The organism is Aggregatimonas sangjinii (genome assembly GCF_005943945.1).
Taxonomy (GTDB): domain Bacteria; phylum Bacteroidota; class Bacteroidia; order Flavobacteriales; family Flavobacteriaceae; genus Pelagihabitans; species Pelagihabitans sangjinii.
In genome coordinates this window covers 532376-555732 of the sequence record NZ_CP040710.1, presented here as the reverse complement: position 1 = coordinate 555732, position 23357 = coordinate 532376, and the positions used below count along the sequence as shown (strand labels likewise).

24 protein-coding genes are annotated in these 23357 nt (G+C 41.9%); 12 read left to right on the top strand and 12 right to left on the bottom strand.

Annotated elements, in window-relative coordinates; translation table 11 throughout:
* Positions 1 to 255 precede the first annotated feature (255 nt).
* From FGM00_RS02210 to FGM00_RS02180, 7 genes are all read left to right on the top strand, one after another.
* Positions 256 to 837 carry a GNAT family N-acetyltransferase gene (locus FGM00_RS02210; RefSeq protein ID WP_236262875.1) on the top strand — a complete coding sequence of 194 codons (582 nt, stop codon included), beginning with the start codon at positions 256 to 258 and terminating at the stop codon, positions 835 to 837.
* A gap of 336 nt (positions 838 to 1173) precedes the next feature.
* The gene (locus FGM00_RS02205) at positions 1174 to 1728 is read left to right on the top strand and encodes a DUF6090 family protein (RefSeq protein WP_138851340.1); all 555 of its coding nucleotides are present in this window, start codon (positions 1174 to 1176) and stop codon (positions 1726 to 1728) included.
* Positions 1729 to 2136: 408 nt separating this feature from the next.
* Positions 2137 to 2616: a cupin domain-containing protein gene (locus FGM00_RS02200; RefSeq protein ID WP_138851339.1), complete on the top strand. Its 480-nt coding sequence runs from the start codon at positions 2137 to 2139 to the stop codon at positions 2614 to 2616.
* 207 nt (positions 2617 to 2823) lie between these two features.
* Positions 2824 to 4311 carry a serine hydrolase gene (locus FGM00_RS02195; RefSeq protein WP_138851338.1) on the top strand — a complete coding sequence of 496 codons (1488 nt, stop codon included), beginning with the start codon at positions 2824 to 2826 and terminating at the stop codon, positions 4309 to 4311.
* Positions 4312 to 4423: 112 nt separating this feature from the next.
* A complete protein-coding gene (locus FGM00_RS02190) occupies positions 4424 to 4909 on the top strand; it encodes a GNAT family N-acetyltransferase (protein ID WP_138851337.1) in 486 nt (161 codons plus the stop codon).
* 100 nt (positions 4910 to 5009) lie between these two features.
* The gene (gene rlmF, locus FGM00_RS02185) at positions 5010 to 5963 is read left to right on the top strand and encodes a 23S rRNA (adenine(1618)-N(6))-methyltransferase RlmF (protein WP_175416176.1); all 954 of its coding nucleotides are present in this window, start codon (positions 5010 to 5012) and stop codon (positions 5961 to 5963) included.
* Positions 5964 to 6278: 315 nt separating this feature from the next.
* Positions 6279 to 7166 carry an alpha/beta hydrolase gene (locus tag FGM00_RS02180; RefSeq protein ID WP_138851335.1) on the top strand — a complete coding sequence of 296 codons (888 nt, stop codon included), beginning with the start codon at positions 6279 to 6281 and terminating at the stop codon, positions 7164 to 7166.
* Positions 7167 to 7338: 172 nt separating this feature from the next.
* Here FGM00_RS02180 and FGM00_RS02175 read toward each other — a convergent pair whose 3' ends face one another.
* The 9 genes from FGM00_RS02175 to FGM00_RS02135 form a co-directional block, all read right to left on the bottom strand.
* On the bottom strand, positions 7339 to 8400 hold the full coding sequence (locus tag FGM00_RS02175) for an NAD(P)/FAD-dependent oxidoreductase (RefSeq protein WP_138851334.1): 1062 nt from the start codon (positions 8398 to 8400) through the stop codon (positions 7339 to 7341).
* Between the two features lie 252 nt (positions 8401 to 8652).
* Positions 8653 to 9231: a precorrin-2 dehydrogenase/sirohydrochlorin ferrochelatase family protein gene (locus tag FGM00_RS02170; protein WP_138851333.1), complete on the bottom strand. Its 579-nt coding sequence runs from the start codon at positions 9229 to 9231 to the stop codon at positions 8653 to 8655.
* Positions 9232 to 9287: 56 nt separating this feature from the next.
* A complete protein-coding gene (gene cobA / locus FGM00_RS02165; protein ID WP_138851332.1) occupies positions 9288 to 10151 on the bottom strand; it encodes a uroporphyrinogen-III C-methyltransferase in 864 nt (287 codons plus the stop codon).
* Positions 10148 to 12238: a HEPN domain-containing protein gene (locus tag FGM00_RS02160; protein ID WP_138851331.1), complete on the bottom strand. Its 2091-nt coding sequence runs from the start codon at positions 12236 to 12238 to the stop codon at positions 10148 to 10150. The genes cobA and FGM00_RS02160 overlap by 4 nt, the downstream gene beginning before the upstream one ends.
* A gap of 150 nt (positions 12239 to 12388) precedes the next feature.
* Positions 12389 to 13636, bottom strand: coding sequence for a sulfate adenylyltransferase subunit 1 (locus tag FGM00_RS02155; RefSeq protein ID WP_138854588.1), 1248 nt, complete (start codon positions 13634 to 13636; stop codon positions 12389 to 12391).
* 144 nt (positions 13637 to 13780) lie between these two features.
* On the bottom strand, positions 13781 to 14683 hold the full coding sequence (gene cysD, locus FGM00_RS02150; protein ID WP_138851330.1) for a sulfate adenylyltransferase subunit CysD: 903 nt from the start codon (positions 14681 to 14683) through the stop codon (positions 13781 to 13783).
* Between the two features lie 374 nt (positions 14684 to 15057).
* A complete protein-coding gene (locus FGM00_RS02145) occupies positions 15058 to 15681 on the bottom strand; it encodes a phosphoadenosine phosphosulfate reductase domain-containing protein (RefSeq protein WP_138851329.1) in 624 nt (207 codons plus the stop codon).
* Between the two features lie 11 nt (positions 15682 to 15692).
* Positions 15693 to 15956: a DUF2061 domain-containing protein gene (locus FGM00_RS02140; protein WP_138851328.1), complete on the bottom strand. Its 264-nt coding sequence runs from the start codon at positions 15954 to 15956 to the stop codon at positions 15693 to 15695.
* Positions 15957 to 16137: 181 nt separating this feature from the next.
* Positions 16138 to 16548 (bottom strand): RrF2 family transcriptional regulator, encoded by a 411-nt coding sequence (locus FGM00_RS02135; RefSeq protein ID WP_138851327.1) that lies wholly within the window; start codon positions 16546 to 16548, stop codon positions 16138 to 16140.
* Positions 16549 to 16799: 251 nt separating this feature from the next.
* Between FGM00_RS02135 and FGM00_RS02130 the strand changes: the two genes are divergently transcribed.
* Positions 16800 to 17303, top strand: a complete 504-nt coding sequence (locus tag FGM00_RS02130; protein WP_138851326.1) for a DUF2306 domain-containing protein — start codon at positions 16800 to 16802, stop codon at positions 17301 to 17303.
* Positions 17304 to 17748: 445 nt separating this feature from the next.
* Here the strand turns inward: FGM00_RS02130 and FGM00_RS02125 are convergent, their stop codons facing one another.
* Entirely contained in the window at positions 17749 to 18507 is a 759-nt protein-coding gene (locus FGM00_RS02125) for a response regulator transcription factor (RefSeq protein ID WP_138851325.1), read from the bottom strand.
* A 784-nt stretch (positions 18508 to 19291) separates the two neighbouring features.
* Between FGM00_RS02125 and FGM00_RS02115 the strand changes: the two genes are divergently transcribed.
* The gene (locus FGM00_RS02115) at positions 19292 to 20326 is read left to right on the top strand and encodes an aromatic ring-hydroxylating oxygenase subunit alpha (RefSeq protein ID WP_236262873.1); all 1035 of its coding nucleotides are present in this window, start codon (positions 19292 to 19294) and stop codon (positions 20324 to 20326) included.
* Positions 20327 to 20385: 59 nt separating this feature from the next.
* On the opposite strand, the gene FGM00_RS02110 is transcribed toward FGM00_RS02115, so the two are convergent.
* Positions 20386 to 21024 (bottom strand): DUF1801 domain-containing protein, encoded by a 639-nt coding sequence (locus tag FGM00_RS02110; RefSeq protein ID WP_138851323.1) that lies wholly within the window; start codon positions 21022 to 21024, stop codon positions 20386 to 20388.
* Positions 21025 to 21508: 484 nt separating this feature from the next.
* Between FGM00_RS02110 and FGM00_RS02105 the strand changes: the two genes are divergently transcribed.
* The 3 genes from FGM00_RS02105 (at position 21509) to FGM00_RS02095 (ending at position 23021) form a co-directional block, all read left to right on the top strand.
* Complete coding sequence (locus FGM00_RS02105; RefSeq protein ID WP_138851322.1) at positions 21509 to 21907, top strand: VOC family protein; 399 nt, start codon at positions 21509 to 21511, stop codon at positions 21905 to 21907.
* A gap of 5 nt (positions 21908 to 21912) precedes the next feature.
* A complete protein-coding gene (hpf, locus tag FGM00_RS02100; protein WP_138851321.1) occupies positions 21913 to 22215 on the top strand; it encodes a ribosome hibernation-promoting factor, HPF/YfiA family in 303 nt (100 codons plus the stop codon).
* A gap of 242 nt (positions 22216 to 22457) precedes the next feature.
* A complete protein-coding gene (locus tag FGM00_RS02095; RefSeq protein WP_138851320.1) occupies positions 22458 to 23021 on the top strand; it encodes a type 1 glutamine amidotransferase domain-containing protein in 564 nt (187 codons plus the stop codon).
* A gap of 66 nt (positions 23022 to 23087) precedes the next feature.
* Here FGM00_RS02095 and FGM00_RS02090 read toward each other — a convergent pair whose 3' ends face one another.
* Complete coding sequence (locus FGM00_RS02090) at positions 23088 to 23273, bottom strand: CsbD family protein (RefSeq protein ID WP_138851319.1); 186 nt, start codon at positions 23271 to 23273, stop codon at positions 23088 to 23090.
* Between the last annotated feature and the right edge of the window lie 84 nt (positions 23274 to 23357).

The following is a 23357-nucleotide window of genomic DNA, read 5'->3' as shown; positions in this document are numbered from 1 at the left end:
CAGATATCTTCCAATTAGAACGGCCCTATCTGCCCTGAAATAAGCTATAAGGCCGAAAATGGTGTCTTTTAAGGTACCGACGGCGCTTTTCATTTGGTGACATTTGAACTTCAAGTATTTCTGCTTGCCAAGCCGATAGGTATTTCATTTACTCCGATCGCTTGCATTGATTTTTTAATGTATTGATGTGTTTGCTTCGCTCGGAAGTACCGCCCAATTTTATCCCAGATAACTCCTCCATAAAGGTAGGTAAGTGTGAAAACCGAAAAAGATTTTCACTATATTTCCCATACTATTGCGCGAACAGCACATAGTGCTGTCTTGGCATTAATTAAGAAAACTGAATTGAAAATTAGAGAAACACATAGAAATGATTTTACCATTTCAACTGACAAGGATAAATTGGATATTTTGAGCATTCACAAATTCCTTGCAAACGAAACCGATTGGGCGAACGGAATTCCAATCAATACGTTGAAAACATCAATTGAAAACTCCTTGAATTTTGGGCTTTACCACGAAAACAAGCAAATTGGTTTTGCTAGAATAATTTCGGACTATTCCACTATTGCCTATTTAGGAGATGTTTATGTTCTAAAGGAATATCGAGGAAAAGGATTAAGTAAATGGCTGATAAATGAAATAATGGAACACCCTAATCTTCAAGGATTAAGACGCTGGATTTTATTAACGGATACGGCCGAATGGCTTTATAAAAAATTTGGGTTTACAGAAATACCTAATCCTGGAGTATATATGGAGAAACACAATCCGCATGTATATAGCGGTATGGATAATACCATTGCCAACAATGATAAGCATTTCACAAGCCCTTGACGAGAATTTGACCTGACCAATTTTCAATGCTTTAGGGAGCCGTTTGACAAGTTGACTGGGTTATTCTTTATCCACCATCCGATCGAATTGTACTTACTCGTGAAATGTTCATTGATACTAAATGGTATTCACGTATAGGCCACGCCGGAGAGAACCACCCTATTTTATCGCAAATATCTCTCTAAAGGCGGGTAGTTGTAAAAATCGAAAAAGGTTTTCCTATATTTCCATAAAATTACACAGGTTTGCTTTTTGGTAGATAAGCTATACAATTTGTACGCCTCTGATAGTTATCGCTGTGTTGGAAACAAGCTAAAAAAAGCAGTACCGAATTCAATGAAAAAGATAATTAAATCAATTATAAGAGAGATAGTCCCGATCATACTTGGTATTCTAATAGCACTGTATATTAATAATTGGAATGAAAATAGAAAAGACGAAAAGTATATTCATCAAATACTCTTATCAATAGATAAAGAATTGAAGGAAAGCAATGAAAGTATAAACGAAAAAATACCACTTCAAAAGACACTCATCGATACCCTGGAATTTTATAAAAACAACGATACTATTTCGATATTGAACGTAATGATGAAAGCCGATGGGATCAGTATACCTTCAATTAAAATAAGTTCTTGGAAAGCTATTTCCAGTTCAAAAATCGAATTAATGGAGTACGATAGAATTTCAGCTTTGGCCGACATTGAAGAGCAAAAGGAAAATTTACTATCGAAAACCCAACTTTTAATGGATTTCACTTACCAAAACATAAAAGAAACTGGTGCCGACAAAAAGGAACTCATTGCTTTAATGATGCGCGATATTATCGTTTCAGAAACTGGATTAAAAGAAGAAATTAAGGGAGTAGTTGAGAATCGAACCATTGATTAAAAAAATACTATTTCTGAAAATGAGAATATATTAGACCGAAAAATCTGTTGCTAACAGTAGTATGGGTATCAAAAGTTCAAGATTTATACATTACGGACTAGATAGCGATTTCTTAAAGGGCTGCTTTCTTGTCAGGTCAGATGTACAAGACCAATTTTCGGTATTTTACGAAGCCGGCTGGCAGGTAAACCAGAATATTCCTCGCTAATGCTGTAAAAGCAAGCCATACAGTTCTTAAAAATTTCGCTTTGATACAAAAAAAACTGGTCAATAATAAACCTTTGCCAGGCGTTCAATCGCAAACGACAGGACTCAGCATCTTGGTACTGAGGATAGCACACGGTCGTAGGCAAGCATAAAATCCCGAACAACCAAGAATTAAATAGTAACTTCCAAAAAGAAATAGAAATGAAAAATGCATTGGTATTACTGCTCGCATTAGCCTCAACAGCCGTATTTTCACAGAATACCGAATACGAGGTCTCCTCTTATCTCTCGGAGGGCTCGAAAGCGCCCAACACCCATTATATCGGGGAAGCTTGGTTGAATGCCATTATTCACGACGACCAGGAATTGGGTTACAACATCACCAAAGCCACTTTTAAAGCGAACTCCACCCTCGACTGGCATAAACATGCCTCCGTACAAGTATTGATAATCGTTGATGGGGAAGCCTATTATCAAGAGAAAGGCAACGAGCCCGTAATTCTAAAAGAAGGTGATGTCATTAAATGTGCGAAAGATACCGAACACTGGCATTCTTCGACCAAATTCAGCGATGTAACCTATCTGGCCCTATACGGTGGTGAAGCACCTACTACATGGACCGAAGTTGTAAGCCAGGACTATTATGATGCGGTAGCCGAAAAGCTTAACACTAGACAATAATAGTGATAGCTATTGTTCAAGGCAGCTAAAATGAATGTTCAGTATACCACTAAGTCAGCATCAGCACGTACTCCACAGGCGTACTATCCTTAAATAAGTAGTATAATCGGATAATTTGGAAATCAAAAATCAAAAACCTTTTCGCTATATTTCAAAAAAAAGTACCATGCGTACGAATCATAACCACCCTATTCTCATTCACACCCTATGAAAAACCGTATTTGGATATTTTTTTTAGCGCTGGTAGCCACCGCCTGTAAAGAAAACGAAAAGACCGTAGTTGATAATTCGGTAGACCCAATGGTCTACTCGATGAATAATAATGCCGAAATAATTTTGGAAAATCCTGAAATCAATTCCATCTCGATCGGGGTCTATAAAGATGGTCAAACCTATGAGAACTATTATGGTGAAATCGATGATGGAAAAAGCAATAAGCCCAACGAAAACTCACTTTTCGAAATTGCCTCGGTCACCAAAACATTCACTGCTTTTTTAATGGCCCAGGCCGTATTGGACGGGAAACTTAGCTTGGGCGATGATATCCGGATGTATTTGGAAGGTTCCTATCCGAACCTCGAATACGAGGGCCGCCCCATACAGATAAAAGACCTGCTCACCCATACGAGCGGTATTACCCGCGCACTTTCCGAAACCTTGGGCAAATTGTTCTCGCCGGATGCCAGCGATGCGGAACGAAAAGCTATGGACGAATACGATACCGCCAGTCTCCTAGCCGATGTGGCAAAATTTGAATTGGACACAATTCCGGGAACACGTTTTGACTATTCACCTATGGTCGGCCCGGAAATTCTGGCCATCATTCTCGAAAAAGTATACCAAAAACCCTATGCGGAGCTTTTAAAGGAACATATTCTTGTGAAAGCGGACATGAATGACACCTTTTTGCAGGTTGAGGGTGCTAATGCAAAAAATATGGTCAACGGCTATACCGATGATGGGGAGTTCGCACCTCCGGTCAACATTCCTTTGACCGGTGCCGGCGGAGGCTTGAAATCCACCGTCCCGGATTTATTGAAATACATTCGGTTTTTGTTGGAAAGCAAAGACCCCGTAATCAGCGAAATGCAAAAACCGTTGTTCTTCGACGAAGAAGATGGTGACCAATACGGCTATTTTTGGAATTTGGGAGAGGGCGAATTTATGCATAGCGGTGGCACTCGCGGTACCACGAATTGGTTGATCTTATCGCCCCAATACAATAGTGGGTTTACGGTGATTTTCAATTCCAACGGAAAGAACTCGGGTCGCTTGATCAATAGAATCGCGAACAGAATTCTCGACGATATCGAAAACTACCCCAAACAGAACGCCTATTTTGTTGTTCGAAAGGCCGTTCTCAAAGACACTGAAAAAGGAATCGAATATTACCATCAACTTAAGAAAGATAGCCTTGCCCATTTTGATTTTGATGATGATGCCATGCTTAATTTAGTTGGATATGATCTACTTCGACAGGATAGAACGTCGGAAGCGATAAAAATCTTTCAATTATTGGTATCCGAATTTCCCGATTCAGCCAATCCCTATGACAGTTTGGGGGAAGCCTATTTCATGAACGAAGCATATGATCTGGCCTTGGCGAACTATCAAAAATCATATGAATTGAATCCCGAAAATGAAAATGCGCTTATGATGATGGAACGAATCGAAGAGGCCAAAAAGAACCAGTAATATTGCCATTTTTTGAATTCCACAAACGCTTTTCGCCCTATTCGGAAAAAACCTATAAACCCCTGCATTTCCGACGCAACGCCTTGATTAACAAGGTGAAAATGCCGCGCTGATGAGTAACCTAACTATTAAAATGGCGATAGGAGCCGATTCCGATGCCCTAACCCAACTTACCATTCGTTCGAAAGCGCATTGGGGTTACGGCGAACGACAGATTGAAGCTTGGAGAGACGAATTGACCCTTACAGAGGCCTATATTGAAAACAACCACGTTTATAAACTTCTAGTTGATACGATATTGGTCGGCTTTTACGCTTATAATGCCGAAAATGAAACCGATGTAAAACTCCATTTTCTTTTTATAGAACCAGATTATATCGGTGTTGGATATGGAAAAATACTTTTATTGGATTTCCTAGATCGAATCAAAAACTCCAAGTTTAAAAGGGTTCTTGTGGATTCCGACCCCCATGCCGAAAAATTTTACGCGAAGTTTGGTTTTAAGGTCATCGGACAACTCAAAAGCACCATCAAACACCGCTTTCTACCGATTATGGAATTGCGGATTGAAGCACTTGATACAAGGAATTCGGATTAAAAAAATTTTTACTTTCCGTAATTTGCAATCCTCGCAGATTCCAGGGAAGCCTTTTACACCAGTTTAGGGAGTCAAAACAAGCACAAAACAGCAGCATATTATGCCCTCGGGAAAAAGACAGGAAAAAACCGCACTTCACATCCGTAATAAAAACCGGGAACGCTATGACCTTCCTGCTCTTATTCAAGCCGTACCGGAATTAGAGAGCCATGTCAGACCGAACAAATACGGCGCAGCGTCAATCGATTTCTCAGACCCACGTGCCGTCAAGCTTTTAAACACTGCCTTGTTACATCATTACTATGGGATACACCACTGGTCATTTCCCGACGGGAATTTATGTCCGCCCATCCCCGGTAGGGCAGATTACCTGCATCACATTGCCGACCTGTTGGGAGAAAGCAACCAGGGTGACATTCCCCTTGGCGAAAACATCACTTGCCTCGACGTTGGCGTGGGAGCAAGTTGCATTTATCCGATTATCGGGGTGGTCGAATACGGCTGGTCGTTTATCGGGTCCGATAGCGACCCCAAATCGATAGCATCGGCAGGACAAATCGTCGAAGCCAATGCGGCACTAAAAGGTAAGGTTGAATGCCGACTCCAAAAGAACCCCAGGTTTATTTTTCAAACGATATGGCCTGCTACCGATAAAATCGACGCGGTAATTTGCAACCCACCTTTTCATGCTTCCTTGGAAGACGCTCAAAAAGGAACTAAACGAAAAATAAAGAATTTGTCGGGTAAAAAAACGAACATTCCTCAACTCAACTTTTCAGGATTATTTTCCGAACTGATCTACGAGGGCGGGGAATTGAAATTTATACAAAATATGATATGGGAAAGTCGAAAGTACGCCAAGAACTGCTTTTGGTTCACCACCTTGGTCTCCAAAAAATCGCACCTGAAAGGAATTTATAAGTTGTTGGAAAAAGTTGAAGCGAAGCAAATCAAAACCATACCCATGGGCACGGGCAATAAGCAAAGTAGAATCGTAGCATGGACCTTTCTTTCCGAACAAGCGCAAGCGGCATGGGTGACGGCGAGATGGTGACCGATGTATGTACAATTTTGTGAACGGAGCAGTGCCCGATAGGATGTAAATTGCTGGGGCATGCGGGAAGACTTCAATATTTTGACCCACCTTGCCCAGGTGGAAGGAGCGTAACACAGTCAATGTTGTTTTCTTAGCGGACAGCTTGAAACCATCTCACGATTTTAATCCCTATTTTTAAGAACTTATAAAAGAGAAATTAGCCAATTCGAATATGGTATTTCCCCAAAACCGCCCATACTAAGGCTCATTTCTTGTTGCGTAAGAATAACAATGTGCTTCAAAGAAAACCGACACCAACCCTGAATCGAACAGATGAAACTTCCGAAAATACCAAAACTACTATTGACAACATTTTCAATATTAATTTTGTACCATCCTTTATTTGGCCAGAAATTAGCGCCAAAAGAAAGAATACAAAATGAACCCGACCACATTATCAGTTCTAAAATAACTGAAAGGGACTATCTCATACATATGTCCTTTCCAGAAAATTATACGATAAATGACACGATAACTTATCCTGTGTTATACGTTTTGGATGGCAAAAGCACTCATCGATATTTCAATGCGGAGCATATTGAATTTAAAAAAATCCAAGATGTGATTCTAGTCGGTATTAGTCACAAAGCAAATGGTATAGCATCCAGAATAAACAGATTTAATGATTACACTCCTTATTCAGATACAATAAGCGATAGAAAATTTGAAAAGAAATTTGGAGTTCAAAAAGGAACTCTAAAAACAGGTGGAGCAAGCAAGTTTTTAGAGTGTGTCCAAAAGGAAATCATACCATTTATCGATAAACACTATAAAACAAATACTGACAGAGGAATTTCGGGTCATTCACTTGGCGGTCTTTTCACAGCATACTGTTTCTTGAATTCTGACAACTACTTTACCCGATTTGGAATAAACAGTCCTTCATTTCAGCTGAATGACGAAATATTCTTGGAACCATCTATCGCTAAGTTTACGAATAACGACCCTTGGGATATCTCACCAACCAAAGTATTTATTTCAACAGGGGAAAATGAAAGTCCGGAACTGGTATCGAATATGATCAAGTTTAGTTTAACTCTTAAAAAGAGGAATTATGAAAATGTTGATATGGATTGGAGAATATATAGAAATGAATCCCATACTTCAGTAGTTCCGTTTAGTCTAAATGGAACGTTAACAGCCCTATATGGAAGAAAATAATACTGTCGCTAACAATGAACTCGTCTTGAGTTTCTCTTTTTTTCTTAAAATATATGGAACATCCCATATCAAATACGTCAATCTACCATTCAAACTCTAAACGCATTGTTAAAAAAAACCTCCTTGCCACAGAATGGCTCAGAGGTTTCGAGCTAATCCGAAATGTAATAGGTTAAGCAATACTTTGAACCACTTCTTTTTTTGCTTCTTTTTTAGTGCCATCAAAACCTTCCACACCACCTACAGTGGTATATTTCATGACATATCGTTTTCCTGGGTTGATGATTTGGTAGGCGTATTGGCACATGACGGCGGCCTCGTGAAAACCGGAAAGGATCAGCTTTAATTTTCCTTCATAGGTATTGACATCGCCAATCGCAAAAACACCGGGAATATTCGTTTGGTAATCCTTGGCGTTGTTGACCTTTATCGCGTTTTTGGCGATATCGAGGCCCCAGTCCCCGATCGGACCCAATTTTGGGGAAAGACCGAACAAGGGAATAAAGTTGTCTACTTCCAAATAGGTTTCGCCCTTTGCGGAGTCGTTGTACTTGATGACCACGGCTTCTAAATGTTCGTCGCCATACAGCTTTCGGACTTCGGCCTCGGTAAACAGTTTTATTTTCCCCAACTTGGCCAGTTCCGATGCTTTTTCCACAGAATCCAAAGCACCACGGAATTCATTTCTTCGGTGTACCAAAGAAACCTCGGCAGCCACATCAGCTAGGAAAATCGCCCAATCGAGAGCGGAGTCTCCACCTCCCGCGATGACCACCTTTTTATCCCGATGGACTTCCGGGTCTTTTATCATATACGCCACGCCTTTATCCTCAAAATCCAGAATATTTTCGATAGGCGGTTTTCTAGGCTCAAAAGAACCTAGTCCCCCAGCGATGACCACTACGGGTGCCTGATGCTTGGTGCCTTTGTTCGTTGTAACGATATAGGAGCCGTCATCTTGCTTATCCAAAGTTTCCGCTCGCTCGCCCATGGTAAATCCTGGTTCGAAAGGTTTGATTTGTTGCATCAGGTTATCGACCAGGTCACCCGCCAATATTTCGGGAAATGCCGGAATATCATATATCGGTTTCTTCGGATAGATTTCAGAACACTGTCCGCCCGGCTGTGGTAGGGCATCGATTAAATGACATTTCAGCTTTAAGAGCCCCGCTTCAAAAACCGTGAATAATCCTGTTGGGCCTGCGCCTATGATTAAGATGTCTGTTTGTATCATGAAAATTTGTTTTTATTCCCGCGCTTGTACTGTACTTGTCTCGATAAAGGTGGAAATCTGTTTTTATTAGGTACTTTTTTATCTATTCTGCTTGTTAAATTACACCCCTTTCAATGGGGTAATCGTTGTCATTCTTGGGCAAGCTTTAATTCAAATGCAATAGTTGGCGTTCCTAAACCTTCGTCTGCCTTTCCTCCGTACAAGACGTCGGAAGGTGGGCGCTCAGGGTGACACGCTGTTTTCACTCTCTTTTTACACTTTTTCGACCAATTTTTGTGTTATTTCGTTCATTTTGTCCACTTTTTGCTCAAAATCGCCCTTTATCGTTTTCCGATACTCGTTCAGATTTTGAACCATTTGGCTGATATCTTCGGGAATGACTTCCTCGAAAAATTGACGTAGGCGTTTTGCCGTGGTCGGGGATTTCCCATTAGTGGAAATCGCGATTTTTACGTTGCCTTTGGTCACGATGCCGCCCATATAAAAATCGCAATAGGGTGGATTATCGGCTACATTCACCAATTTATCCAAAGCGCGACAATCGTTGTACACCTGCACATTTACCTCAGGCTTATCCGTAGTAGCCACCACCATATGTTTTCCCATCAAATACTTGGCGTGATAGACATCGGTAATCAGTTCTACATCAAACTTAAGCGCCAATTCTCTTGTGGCTTTGCGAAACATTGGCGAAACCATGGTAACTTTTGCATCCGGACTCGATTTCGTTAGAAAGGTCAATTTTTCCTCGGCAACGTTACCCCCGCCGACAATCAATATGTGCAGACTTCCCGTTTTGAGAAAGATGGGATATAAGTTGTTTCGTTCCATAGTGAATTCTATTTATCGTCATTCCAGCGCATGCGGGAATCTCTTCTTGCTATCTATTAAGAAGCAACGCTGACCTCGTTTGCGTTTTGGCCCTCGCCTGCGAGTCCGTCACAAAAGCCTTCAACCGCTTCATATTCCTTCTGAATTAGCATTAGCTTTTCGCGGTGGCGAACAACTTCTCCAATAATAATAATCGCTGGATTGGTCAACTGCTTTTGCTCAACTTCCCTTTCTATCGACGCCATGGTTCCTACGCCTACTTTTTCATCCGCCCTAGTACCATTTTGAATAACCGCAATAGGCGAGTTCGATTTGCCCTCTTTTTGAAAGAGCTGGACGATTTCCGGTAATTTCGACATCCCCATGAGAATAACTACCGTTGCATTTGATTTGGCTGCCAGCTGTACATCATCCGATAGTTTATGCTCTTTGGTAGTTCCCGTGATGACCCAAAAACTTTCCGTAGCACCGCGCTTGGTTACGGGTATCTGCTGGGCAGCGGGAACCGAAAGGCATGAGGATATACCGGGAACCATGGCAACCTGTACTCCTTGGGTCGCTGCATATTCCATTTCTTCGGCACCCCTACCGAAAACGAAAGGATCCCCTCCTTTTAAGCGCACCACATGACCCTTTTCCTTTGCCCGTTGCACGATAAGTTCATTGATTTGTTCTTGTTGGTAGGAATAGCATCCCCTGCGTTTCCCTACAAAAATATGTTCCGCCTGAGGGGCATAGCACAACAGTTCGGTATCGACCAAAGCATCGTACAGCACCACATCGGCCACTTGCAACGCTTTGATGGCCTTGAGGGTTATCAATTCTACATCGCCTGGGCCTGCACCTACTACCGTTAATTTGGCAACGCCCTTCCCATTCCCGAAAAGGGGGAAAGCCTTTTTTTCTGTCTTTACTTTCATACTTCAACCAGTTCTTGCTTTCTAAACGTTTCAGCGGATTTCAAAAATACTTTCGCGTCGTTTAAATAGCTTTTTGCAAATTTCTCCGTAGGCTCATTTTTATTCAATTGCAGTACCAGATCGTCGAAGGTTCCTGTTAGAGAAATTCTCCCCGAGGCAATAAATTTTTCATCGAAATCCTTGATAATGCTTGCATGGGTATTCGTCTTGGTCTTTTCGGCCGTCAACAACGCCTTGGCCGAATTGACCATCGAGGCATAGGAATGGTAAATACTCGCCGCCCATTTTCCCTCGGTCGACATTTCTTCCGCAAGCTGTATTTTCTCCTCACTTTCGAACAGCAAGGTGGCAATCAGGTCGATGACCACCCCGGCGCATTCCCCGATACCGATCTCTTTTTTATATTTTTCGGTATTTCCCCAATCGATAAAATCTTCAGGGGTTAGATTGTCGACGTCGGTCAAAGGTTTTAAAAAATCGTAGAAATAATGTTCGCCCTTTTCCGCGTAGTAATCTGCGAAAGCAAGTCCATTACCATGCGCATCAAAATCGTCTAAAATCAAACGCAAGGCTTCCGGCCCTCTTTTACTGGGTACTTTGACCACCTTGTCGGCGAAACGGCCATTTCCGTTGCCATCATTGCCTCCACCGAGTAAGACTTGCAATGCCGGAGCCACCAATTTGTCCTTCGTCCGAACACTCATACCCTGAAAGCCGATATTAGCCATGTTATGCTGACCACAGGCATTCATGCAGCCACTGATCTTAATGACCACATCGGGATTGCTGATATATTCCGGGTATTCCGTTTTGATAATACGCTCCAATTCCTCCGCGATTCCCGTGCTACTGGCAATACCCAGATTACAGGTGTCGGTACCGGGGCAGGCGGTAATGTCCAACGCTTTGTTATACCCCACTTCCACAAAACCTAGTTTCTTCAGTTCGGAGTAAAAGAAGGGAACCAATTCCTGCCTTACATAAGGAATCAAAATATTTTGTCTCAGGGACAAACGAATCTCGCCTGCGGCATGATTTTCGACCAAATCGGCTAGTAATCTAGCTTTATCCGTATAAAAATCCCCTAATAGCACTTTGATTCCGATAGCTACAAACCCATCTTGCTTCTGCGGAACCAAGTTGGTGGCTTTCCATTTTTCAAAAGCATCATGGTCTTCGATTTTCACTTGAGGGGCGGGTGCCTGAGCGACCTGTACCTTTGGATACGCCAAGGCATCAATCGTAATCGTTTTATGGGGAACCGCTTTTTCTTCTTCAGCCAACAGTTTTTTAAAGCCTTCAAGGCCCACATCTTTCAGCAGGAACTTCATCCGTGCCTTTGCCCTACTCTTTCGCTCCCCATACCGGTCGAATACCCGAACAACGCCATCCATTAAAGGAATGATCTTATCGGAAGCCAAAAATTCGAATAGTACATCGGCATGCCTTGGCTGCGAACCTAATCCCCCGCCGAGCATGACCTTGAATCCTCTTACGCCATCCTTAATTTTTGCGATAAAGCCGAGGTCGTGCATGTAGGACAGGCCCGTATCGGCATCGCTCGCGGAAAAAGAAACCTTGAACTTTCGCCCCATTTCCTGGCTGATCGGATTCCTCAAAAAATATTTGAAGAGCGCTTCGGCGTAAGGAGAAACATCAAAAGGTTCGTCAACATCGATACCTGCCGTTTCACTTGCCGTGACATTTCTAACCGTATTGCCGCATGCTTCACGAAGGGTAACCTCATCCTTTTCGAGCTGTGCCCACAGTTCCGGGGTACGATCTAAATCGACATAGTGTATTTGGATGTCCTGTCGTGTAGTAATGTGCAAACGCCCTGTAGAGTATTCGTCGGATACATCGCAAATCCCTTTGAGTTGGGCTGCTGTTACTTTCCCATAGGGAAGTTTGATTCGTATCATTTGAACCCCCTGTTGTCGCTGGCCATAAACGCCGCGTGCCAACCGTAGACTACGGAATTTCTCTTCGTCCAATTTCCCTTCCTTGAACTGGTGTATCTTGGCTTCGAGTTCCAAAATATCCTTCTCGACTATGGGATTCTCTATTTCTGTTCTAAAACTTTGCATTCTTTCTAAGAGTCAAGATGCTAGAACAAAGAGTCTAGACATCAATTTAATAAATCTGTATTTCCTATAGGATTACTATACTATATAATTCGACTTGTTTTATCCTGTAAACACCTCTCTACACCTCAAGGACAACTCCGAAGACGCTCCTTAGCCTATAAAACCGGCACCCACAGTGTTGTTCGACTGGGGGTCGATCAGTATAAATGAGCCGTTGGTACGGTGCTCTTTAAACTTGTCGTAAAATATGGGTTTGTTCAGCTTGAAACTGACTTGGGCGATATCGTTCATGCCCAAGGCACTTACGTTTTCATCTATTCCCGAATAGTCGGGATTGATTTTATGGTGAATGGCCTCAACTTTGGCCAACACCTTATTGACGCCGTGCTGTACCACATATTTGTTCCCGGCGGTCAATTGTTGGGAATCCATCCACGAAACGGTGGCTGTAAATTGTTTTTCGACAGTAGGCAGGTCGTCTACTTTCACTAACATATCACCCCTACTTACATTGATCTCATCTTCCAAGGTAATGGTTACCGAAGAACGTCTCGAGGCCGTTTGGTACTTCTTATCGTAGAAATAGATGTCCTTGATTTTAGATCTGGTATGCGATGGCAAAGCGACGACTTCGTCTCCAACATTCAGTTCCCCACCGTAGACCTTCCCGGCAAATCCCCTGAAGTCGTGAAACTCTTCGGTTTTCGGACGCACCACGTACTGTACGGGGAATCGCGGCGTGCCCACGTTCGACACGGCTGCCATATCGAGCCCCTCCAAATGCTCCAAGACGGTTTCTCCGGTATACCAGGGCATATTTTTAGAGCTATGCACTACATTGTCGCCTTTCAAAGCGCTTACCGGCACGAAGGTGATTTTTTGGTCTCCGTAATCGCGTTTGTCCATCAATTTTTCAAAATTGGCCTTGATGGCATTATAGATGGCTTCCGAGAAATCGACCAAGTCCATTTTATTGACGGCCACGATTACCTCTTTGACGCGTAATAGGTTATTAATGAAAAAGTGCCTGTTGGTCTGCTCGATTACACCCTTTCGGGCATCGATCAGAATAATGGCCGCTTGGGAGGTAGAGGCACCGGTAACCATGTTCCGGGTATATTCGACATGACCCGGGGTATCGGCGATGACATAACTCTTGGTTCCCGTAGAAAAGTAGATGTGCGCAACGTCAATTGTGATGCCCTGCTCCCGTTCCGCCACCAAACCATCGGTTGCCAAGGAAAAATCAAGATAATCATATCCTTTTTGCTTGCTTGTTTTCTCGATGGCCTCCAATTTATCGGTGGTCAGCGATTTCGTATCGTACAACAAGCGACCGATCAAAGTGCTTTTGCCATCGTCTACGCTTCCTGCCGTTGCTATTTTTAGAAGCCCCATCCCGGCCTTCCCCACAGGGGAAGGAGTTAATTTATCCTCCCTTTTCAAACTAATATCGATATCCATTTTCATGTTTTTCTTATGCAAAATATAGTTGCAATCGCTGATAGATAAACTGCCTACTGCCTCTGATTACCGCCAACTTTAAAAGTATCCTTGTTGCTTTCGTTTTTCCATGGCCGCTTCGGAACGTTTGTCGTCGATACGGGCACCTCGTTCCGAGATGGTCGAGTCGCGTATCTCCTGTACTACCGATTCGATATCCCGCGCTTCCGAAAATACCGCCGCCGTACAGCTCATATCGCCTACCGTTCTAAACCGTACCATTCGCTCCAGAACTTCTTCATCCTCTTCCTGGAAAACATAATCGGAATGAGACCAGATCAGACCGTCCCTTAAAAACACCTTGCGTTTGTGCGCAAAATAAATGGATGGAATCTCGATTTTTTCCTTTTCGATGTAGGACCAAACGTCCAGTTCCGTCCAATTGGAAATCGGAAAAACACGTACATTTTGTCCCAATTCGATTTGACCGTTCAACATATCGAACAATTCGGGGCGTTGACTTTTCTCGTCCCATTGCCCAAAGTCATCGCGAACGGAAAAAATACGTTCCTTGGCCCTTGCTTTTTCTTCATCCCTACGGGCGCCACCGATACAGGCATCAAACTTGAATTCTTCGATGGCATCTAAAAGCGTTGTAGTTTGCAGGGAGTTTCGACTGGAATATTTTCCCGATTCCTCCTTTACCTTTCCTTGATCAATGGAATCCTGCACATTGCGAACAATGAGCTCTAATCCCAATTCTTCGACCAATCTGTCCCGGAAGGCTATCGTTTCCGGAAAATTGTGCCCAGTATCGATATGCATTAAGGGAAACGGAATCTTCGCCGGCCAAAAAGCTTTTTGCGCCAAACGCACTAGGGTAATCGAATCTTTTCCTCCCGAAAAAAGCAACACCGGCTTTTCGAATTGCGCCGCCACTTCCCGAAAGATATAAATGGCTTCGTTTTCCAAAGGATTAATATGCGAGGTATCGTTGTTCATGGTATTTTTTTATTGCAGAATTCAGCTATTTTGATCGGCGGCCCGTATGCTATGTTTAAAGGGAAACAAACGCATTTCGTACGGACTCTTAATTTTGTTTTACGCTGGTTTTAAATTGTTTTCTCAGCCTCTTTTGTTTCTAATAATTCTAAGAGCCTGTTTTGAAATATCTCGGTTATTTTTTTACAGCCTCTTTCTGCGCATTATTTCGTTAAAATTTTCAACCGTAGCGCTGCTATGCTAAAAAATTTTGCCTCATACTGCATCTAAAATAGGCCATAATAATGCTAACGACATATTTCAAAACAGTCTCCAAATCTTGACGTTTTTAGTCTTGGCTCTCGCTTCTAGGAGCGCAGCGGTCTACTGTCTTTTTAAGTATGCAATCCGCACTCGCGATTTTCCAATACTTTCGTTGGATCAAAATAATGGTGCTCATTGGGTAACGCTCTTTTCGACAGGTACGCATCCAATTCGGTATCGCTCCAGTGGTAAAAGGGACTAACCTTCAATACACCGTCTTTGCTCAGGCTTAAAATATCCAAGCTATTGCGATGGGCCGTTTGACCTTTTCGAAGATTGGTAAACCAAACATCGGGTCTGTGCGCGGCCATTGCCCTTCTAAACGGCTCCAATTTTACCTGTTCGGTAAATTCTGCATGCCTTGGGTCTTCAACATTCGGGATACCCATAACCGCATCACGGTGCGAAGTAGTCTGTTTTGGCACATACAAATCGATATTCAAATTAAGTTGTGCAATCAGTTCTTCGGCGTGCTTATAGGTATTCGGCGTATTGTAACCGGTATCGCACCAGATTATGGGAATATCCTCCTTCACCTCGACAATGGCACTTAAAATCGCTACTTCGTAGGGCCTGAAATTTGTGGTTGCTATCGGATTTTTGGCGTTCAAAATAGCCCATGAAATAATTTCCACGGGTGGTATGCCCCTAAAATGGGTATTAAGCTTTTCGATTTGATGTGCTGTAAATGCCATAGGTCTACTGTTTATTTTCCCCAACTGATTTTGTTCCAAATACGTTCATGAAAAAAGTAGAGGAACATTTTAGTTACGAAGTCGATAGAGGCAATCGAGGCCGCTAAAACTACTTCCCCAGTCAGGATAAAAGATATGACCAAAGTATCCATGGTGCCGATGACCCTCCAGCTTACCGCCTTGGCAACGCTTCGAATCGGTTTCTCGGAACTGCGATCTTCGGAAAATCGCTTTTTCGATGCTTCCTTCCGCTGTAATACCTGGTCTAAAATCATATTATCGTCTTAAAATCTATTATCCTATGGATTTAATAGGATAATCAAAACTACTATATTTTATATACTAATGACGGATAAAATCATCAATTATTACTTTTATCCTATAGATTTAGTAGATTATTAATAATCGCCGAGGGATTTTACGGATAATTCAAGGAAAAAATGGAAATCGGAAGGATTATTTGATCAAATCAGCAAGGGTATTGTTGCGGTACACTTCCAACGCACTATCCCGTACCATCAACATGAGTTGATGTACCGAACAAGCGGCTTCATCGGGACAGTCCTCACATTTTTCATAAAAGTTAAGACTTACACAGGATACCATGGCTATGGGTCCTTCAAGTATGCGCATCACGTCGGTCATCATAATTTCATTAGGGTCCTTGATCAGATAGTATCCTCCACCCTTTCCCTTTTTAGAGCCTAGAATCCCGGTTTTTCGGAGGGACAGTAAAATACTTTCCAAGAATTTCTGTGAGATATTCTCTTGCTTGGCGATCTCGGCTATTTGTACCGGACTTTTACCTTTTTGGGCAGCTAGAAAAGTCAATGCCTTTAAGCCATATTTCGTTTTTTTGGAGAGCATGCGTCTAAGATAGTTAAAATCGTGAAAGGACATTAAGTTGAAATGAGTACTTGTAGCTCGAGAAAACAAATTGATATTCAGCAAAAGCAAAACCTTTTAAGCGTAAACCCGCAATTATTCCGTTTAAAGTGATTCTACGAAATTTTAATAGGTTCTCCTTCACATTTCAGTATTCAAATATGACAATTCGGTATGTAGTTCTGTTAACCATCACTGGCCATCGCTAATTTTAATCCACAAATAAGAACGTCATGTTATTTACCACCGTCGGAATCGTACACTTATCCGCTTCAATTGTTGCGCTACTCTCGGGATCATTGGTGTTGAGAAATCCCAAAGGCACCAATCTTCATAAGAAAATAGGCTATGTATATTCCGTGACGATGAGCATACTTTTGGTAACTGCTTTTATGATATACCGTTTGCATGGCAGTTTTGGCATTCTCCACTGGTTCGCCGTGATCAGTAGCCTAACCCTTTTGGCAGGAATCGTTCCTATACTTTTAAAAAGGCCGAACAACTACATGGGGCTTCATTTAAGTTTTATGTATTGGAGTGTTATCGGTCTGTACTGTGCTTTTTTTGCCGAAATATTAACCCGACTACCATTTTTCTTTGATTTTGGACATGATATTACGGTTATATTTTATATGCTTGTTGGGGTCGCTACCGCAATCGTAGGAGGCCTCGGTTCCATATTCTTTAGAAAGTATAAAGAGAAGTGGATTGCTCTTGGCGAAAGTTTTGAAAAATAGGTAATCTATCGGTTAAAGACCTTCAGCAATAGTTTTACCAATTGCTTCAAACTTCCAAGCCTGAACCAATACCGGATGCAGAGATCAGCAAAACACCGGATAATCGGCAATTTGGTCATTTGAGGCATTGGCGATTAAATTGATCTATGAACTTGACACTTGTCGTCACCATTCTGGTTGAAAGGCTCTCAGTGTTTTATTGAAATTTCATCAAAATAAGCCCCATCATGTTTCGCGTATAGAAATCCGGTTTCTCAAGGTGAGGGTAAAATACTTTCAAAAAGGTCTGTGATTTGCCCTCAGTCGGCCCCCATTTATATCGCTAGAAAAGTCAACTTCTTTACGCCCAATTTCGTTTACTGGGAGGGCATCGGGCCCGAGTGTTCACATTTGTATTATCGATACCGCTGCCCTATTCCAGCATCAAACAGAAACCGATATTGGACTATATCAACTTATTGGCCGTGGCATGGGAAATCGCCTCGCTAATATTCGCTACATCCAATTTCTCAAATAGTTTTTTTCTATGGAATTTTACGGTGTCGGGAGAAATAAAAAGTTGTTCGGCAATCTCGTTAATGGAATATCCTTGAATGGAGTGTTGTAAAATTTCTTTTTCACGGTCTGAAAGTTCGACCTTCTGCAGGCTTTTCCAAAAATCGCCTTGTAAATCATATTGAAATACTTCAGAGCCATCGTTTTTGTAAATCGTGACATTTCCTGATTTTTGTTGTGATGATAGGGAGACTATGCAAATCGCTTTCCATATTTTTCCTGTTTCGTTCAAAAAAATCGGGGTCAATTTTTGGTGAATCAGGATGGCTTTACCCTTTTCGGTCTTTAAATGAAAATCGTAGGAAATCGTATATTCTTTTCGATCCTGAATCGGTAATTTGTCGTAGAAGTCAAAACCGACCGTGTTTATTTTTAAAAGTAAATCCAAATCTTTTTCAGGTACTTGCTTGAAAAAGAACTCATATCCCATTTCTTCAACTTCTTGGGTCGAATACCCACTCAAAAACAAGGGATTGTCCGATACATATTCAAACCCTTTTTTCTCATAATCAATGACATAGACACTTTTATTGGTAGTTCTTGCAAAAGCCTTAATGGCCTCTAAATAGTTGGCCAATTTTTTGGTGTCTGCCTCGGTAACCTGCTTGACCGTATTTTTTGAAGAGAAAAAGGCATTTATATCTTTCATTTAACATGAGATTTCTTCCAAAATCAAATATACCTTTTTAAAACTACTCTCAAGGGTAGTGGAAACATCAAAAAAGATGTCTATGCCTTTTAAAAACTACTCTGAAGTGTAGTAAAACTATCATTAAGTGCCATTAATTTTGAAAGTGAAAAATAGGATGGACGCATACTATTTCTGGAGTTATTCATCAATTCAATCAAACGAGCAGTCTTTTTTCAAAAAATCGCTAAAAGTAATGGATAAGACCGTCCCGGAATAGACAATGAAAAAACCAATTTATACCATAACGATCATTGTTACCGTGCTAGCCATTATCTCCAATGGGTCGGATGAAGAGTTGGCTAGAATTTTTTCGAAGTCGGCGGAGGCAATCGGTCTTTCCTGGCGTATTCATCCTATTTCAGAAGTTTGCATTAACGCAATTATGCTTTCGGAAGATTGCGTGCCGTTTTCTCCTCATCAAAGCGACACGCTACATTCCGGTGAATTCGTTCTAATAACTTTGGAGAACGCTTGGGACGGCTCCTATCCCGTGGTTGAACAGACTATTGAATCTGACCTACCCTGTGCGATACACGCGGAAATTCATCTGCCAGAAAACCAACTATCGCGAGTTCACTATAGATTGCCTTCAAAAGGAAACAACTCTGAAGTCCAGGTCACTAAATCCACCATACAAAGTCAAATCCCTTAATAAGCACCATCACAGACGAAGGAAATGATTGCTAGTGAATGTAATCCCCTCTTTGTTTTCAATTCATTCCAATCGCGATCCGCTATCTTTATGAGAACAATCAAACCTGTTAATTATATAACAATGGACTTCAGTCATGCCATTTTCCCCGAAAAATTATTCGCCTGTTGGCATCCGGTCGGTTACGGGCACGAAATACCATCCGATAAGCCCTTCGGGACTTTTCTATTGGATGAGCCTTTGGTCGTTTGGCGAACCGCGGATGGAGATGTACATGCGATGCGCGATGTCTGTATCCATCGGGGCACGGCCCTTTCCTTAGGTTGGATAAAAGATGATTGCATCGTATGCCCCTATCATGCCTGGCAATTTGATAAGAAAGGGGATTGTGTAAAGATTCCCCAAGCCCCGGATACCGAAATACCAAACAAGGCCAAAACACCGACCTATCACTGCCAGGAAAAATTCGGTTTGGTATGGGTCGCTTTTAAGACCCCTGTATATGAGCTTCCCGACATTCCAGAATTTGAAAACCAAGAGTGGAAATTGGTAAAAACCGGCCCTTTCGATTGGAAAAGCGATAGCTCTAGACAGGTCGAGAATTTTACCGATTTCGGACACTTCCCTTGGGTGCATCCTGGGTTACTGGGAGATCCCGAGCGACCAGAAGTTCCGGAATGCAAGGTAACGGTCAAAGATTCCGTTTTACACTATTCCGTTGTACGGCCCGAGGCGACCAATAGTGACGACTTTCCGATTTTTGCCAATGACGACGTGGTGCAACCAGAGCGCCAAAGCGTTTACGAGTTACATCTACCCTACACTATTGTGCTCAGGCTGGGATGGGGTGGCCGGAAAGGTATGGTCTATTTTTTTACCTCCCAACCTATTTCACATAAGCAATGTCGAGGCTTTTGCATTATCGGTCGCAATTATGACCGCGATGAGCCAGATACCATTTTGCAAGAGTTTGAACAGGTGATTTTCGACCAGGACAAACGTATTGTTGAATCGCAACGCCCTGAACAAGTACCTTTCGACTTTACCGAAGAGTTGCATTTAAAATTCGATGCGGTTGCAATGAACTACCGTCGTGCGATGAAGAAACAAGGATTACACTATTAAATCTTCTCTACTTTTTGGAACTGTGGAAATCCACTTCGTATCTCTTCCAATATGTCTATCTAGGAATAATGCTTGTGTGACCCATCGCAACTAGGCATTCTTTTCGAATGGCCGCAAACGCAATCATGAAATCCGTACCCCTTCAGAATTCTCGGAATATATTTTTCAATTCTGGAAGTTCTGGTCTCGGTCCGTTTCGCTGCGGAAAAGTAAAGGTGATACCCTCTCTGTCGGCCTGAGGTCAATGCATTGAATGCCTTTTTCAAGCTAGGGTTTTCATCAAATTTATGCTGCAGTTCTGTGCTGAGGTCCAGTTTGTCCTTGGCGTCGAAATTTACTTTCAATCCAGCTTTCTCCACTTCAATGGCTTCGTACATATACGCTTTTAAGACCGCCTCCATCTTTATAATCTGGGCGGTATCCGTAAATTTAATATAGCGGCTCGCCTGGGAGTTAGCTCCCGGTTTGACCAGAATGCCTTCTGGATCCTTTAGCAAAGCCCCTTTAAAAAATCCCGGCCCACAAAAGTCCTTTTGCGTATATAGTATCAGAACATTCCTTCCATTATAAGAATAGCAAGGTTTCCCCCACTTAAGTGTTTCGGTCAGTTGGCAGTCCGATAAAATCTTTCGCAACAGCCGTAATTCTGCCTGCCACTGCCCTTCTTTATTTAAGTATGCATCGACCTTCGGATTCATTCCCTGCGTATTGATGACCAACAATACGTTCTTACATATACATGGTAAAACAAATGTAGTTTATTTCTCATTTCCGCATTTAGGAGCAAATTAATATCCCCCTTAGGTTTCCTTATTCAAATGTTTGAAATCATTGCATGTTTGATACCGATGCTGTGAATGTCAACTGGACGATTTTATCGTATTGTGATTCAAACCTGGACTATGTTTCAATGACCTCTGCTTTCTTTCAGTACCAGCTTTACTGATTTTCAATTGGTCGTACTTCCCTCACCGTTTCTTTTCCTGTTTCTAATCGAGTTCAAAAGGTATGCTACAAGAACTTGTTTTGTACGAACGCTATCAAAAACCACAAGGTGGCGCCGTACTGAAAATCTTCTCGTTCAGGAGGCTTCCATATACATTTAGTTATAGTGTCAAAACTTCGATTTTTTGAATTAAGCACTAGGCTGCTCAAAAGCTATTTTCGTAGAAAACATATACTATGAAAGTTCAATCTTACCTTGCCTTTAACGGCAACTGCCAAGAGGCACTCAATTTTTATGCGGATTTATTCAATGCGGAAGTCAAGAACCGACAAACCTATGAGGACAAGAAAATAGATGTCCCCTCTTCCTTTAGGCAAAAACTGCAGCATGCCGAACTGAAGGGCAAGGGCGTTCACTTTATGGCCTATGATGCAGCACCGGATACGCCTATCAATACCGGTAACCAAGTACATATGAGCGTAGACCTCAATAACAAGGAAGAAGCCGAGCATCTTTTCTCGAATCTATCAAGTGGAGGACAGGTACATCATAATTTCAGAGAGCGGGAATGGGGACATTTCGGAAGGTGTACCGATCGCTACGGAATCAATTGGATGGTAAACTGTAATAAATAGAACCTATGGAAATCATATATGAATACCACGATGTTACGGCAAGCGACCGTCTTGAAGCCTTTGCAAAGGAAAAGCTGGACTCCCTTGGTGAAAAATATAATATGGTCATTCGGGCCGATGTCTTTTTTAAACAAGAGAACACCAGCTCGGATGAAACAGGCAAAATCTGTAACATACGATTAAGCCTTCCAGGACCTAGGCTTTTCGCCGAGGCAAGCCATGACAACTATCAGAGTGCTATATCGGAGGCGGTCAGTGATTTGGAACGGCAGCTGCGAAAGCGTAAAGAAAAAATGAGCAACTATTGATTATATCCTTCTATGGCATTAAAAAAACTTTTGCTTTACAGGGCATTCCTAAAAAATACAAAAATTGCCTTGTTGTATGGAGGCTATAAGGCTGCCAAATATGGATGGGGGCTTTATCGTAAAAATAAAACTGCGCGGAAGGCGAGATAGGTTTTATGAGCCTGCCAACTCGATAAACCATCATAAGCGTTGTAAGTTCTTAGAACTTTTATGAATATGAATCGTAATTAAAAAGAAACATTATGAAATTAGAAAACAAGAAAATCGCTATCCTGGCAACGGATGGCTTTGAGAAATCAGAATTATTCGAGCCCTTGAAAGCGCTCAAAAACGAAGGTGCCACAGTACATGTTGTTTCTCCCAAGGATGGAGAAATCAAGAGCTGGGATACAGATAATTGGGGAGAAACCATTACCGTAGACAAAGTGCTTTCAGAGGCCAACGCCGCTGATTACAATAGTTTGGTGCTACCCGGTGGTGTCATCAACCCAGATCTGTTACGTGTGAATACAAACGCCCTTAGTTTTATACGTGCGTTCTTTGAAACTGGTAAACCCGTGGCCGCGATTTGTCATGCCCCGTGGCTGCTCGTGAGTGCCAAGGTCATCGAAAATAGAAAGGTTACTTCCTACAAAAGTATAAAAGACGATATTAAAAATGCCGGGGCCAATTGGGTAGACGAAGAAGTAGTAGTAGACCAAGGTTTGGTTACCAGTAGAAATCCTGATGATCTGCCGGCCTTTATTCGTAAGATTATTGAAGAAACCCGAGAAGGAAAACACGATGAGCAGGTAGTCGATGCCTAAAATCGAAAATAAACTTATTAAAAAACCCGCCTATAAAGGCGGGTTTTTCATAAACTAAAGTGTCGATTACATATTATCGATCATCTCTTTCAATTTCTCCTTGCTCTCGCCTGTCTTTTCTTGCAGTTTGCCGAGCAGTTCATCAGATTTTCCTTCCGTATAGGTCAAATCGTCATCGGTAAGTTCGCCATATTTCTGTTTTAATTTTCCTTTGGCAATATTCCATTTGCCTTTAAATTGATCTTCGTTCATATTATTTGATTTTTGGGTTTATATTCTATTGTCTTTTTTTACCTATTTTATAAAAATTGATTTGTAAAATCTCTCCTTTACAGC

Coding starts and splice junctions, on each gene's coding strand:
- FGM00_RS02155 (WP_138854588.1), bottom strand. CDS start 13,636: ATGGGGCTTCTAAAAATAGCAACGGCAGGAAGCGTAGACGATGGCAAA.
- FGM00_RS02205 (WP_138851340.1), top strand. CDS start 1,174: ATGAAAAAGATAATTAAATCAATTATAAGAGAGATAGTCCCGATCATA.
- FGM00_RS02105 (WP_138851322.1), top strand. CDS start 21,509: ATGAAAGTTCAATCTTACCTTGCCTTTAACGGCAACTGCCAAGAGGCA.
- FGM00_RS02190 (WP_138851337.1), top strand. CDS start 4,424: ATGAGTAACCTAACTATTAAAATGGCGATAGGAGCCGATTCCGATGCC.
- FGM00_RS02115 (WP_236262873.1), top strand. CDS start 19,292: ATGAGAACAATCAAACCTGTTAATTATATAACAATGGACTTCAGTCAT.
- FGM00_RS02090 (WP_138851319.1), bottom strand. CDS start 23,273: ATGAACGAAGATCAATTTAAAGGCAAATGGAATATTGCCAAAGGAAAA.
- FGM00_RS02095 (WP_138851320.1), top strand. CDS start 22,458: ATGAAATTAGAAAACAAGAAAATCGCTATCCTGGCAACGGATGGCTTT.
- FGM00_RS02180 (WP_138851335.1), top strand. CDS start 6,279: ATGAAACTTCCGAAAATACCAAAACTACTATTGACAACATTTTCAATA.
- FGM00_RS02195 (WP_138851338.1), top strand. CDS start 2,824: ATGAAAAACCGTATTTGGATATTTTTTTTAGCGCTGGTAGCCACCGCC.
- FGM00_RS02160 (WP_138851331.1), bottom strand. CDS start 12,238: ATGCAAAGTTTTAGAACAGAAATAGAGAATCCCATAGTCGAGAAGGAT.
- rlmF (WP_175416176.1), top strand. CDS start 5,010: ATGCCCTCGGGAAAAAGACAGGAAAAAACCGCACTTCACATCCGTAAT.
- FGM00_RS02110 (WP_138851323.1), bottom strand. CDS start 21,024: ATGAATCCGAAGGTCGATGCATACTTAAATAAAGAAGGGCAGTGGCAG.
- FGM00_RS02200 (WP_138851339.1), top strand. CDS start 2,137: ATGAAAAATGCATTGGTATTACTGCTCGCATTAGCCTCAACAGCCGTA.
- FGM00_RS02170 (WP_138851333.1), bottom strand. CDS start 9,231: ATGGAACGAAACAACTTATATCCCATCTTTCTCAAAACGGGAAGTCTG.
- FGM00_RS02175 (WP_138851334.1), bottom strand. CDS start 8,400: ATGATACAAACAGACATCTTAATCATAGGCGCAGGCCCAACAGGATTA.
- FGM00_RS02140 (WP_138851328.1), bottom strand. CDS start 15,956: ATGATTTTAGACCAGGTATTACAGCGGAAGGAAGCATCGAAAAAGCGA.
- hpf (WP_138851321.1), top strand. CDS start 21,913: ATGGAAATCATATATGAATACCACGATGTTACGGCAAGCGACCGTCTT.
- FGM00_RS02135 (WP_138851327.1), bottom strand. CDS start 16,548: ATGCTCTCCAAAAAAACGAAATATGGCTTAAAGGCATTGACTTTTCTA.
- FGM00_RS02125 (WP_138851325.1), bottom strand. CDS start 18,507: ATGAAAGATATAAATGCCTTTTTCTCTTCAAAAAATACGGTCAAGCAG.
- FGM00_RS02145 (WP_138851329.1), bottom strand. CDS start 15,681: ATGGCATTTACAGCACATCAAATCGAAAAGCTTAATACCCATTTTAGG.
- cobA (WP_138851332.1), bottom strand. CDS start 10,151: ATGAAAGTAAAGACAGAAAAAAAGGCTTTCCCCCTTTTCGGGAATGGG.
- cysD (WP_138851330.1), bottom strand. CDS start 14,683: ATGAACAACGATACCTCGCATATTAATCCTTTGGAAAACGAAGCCATT.
- FGM00_RS02130 (WP_138851326.1), top strand. CDS start 16,800: ATGTTATTTACCACCGTCGGAATCGTACACTTATCCGCTTCAATTGTT.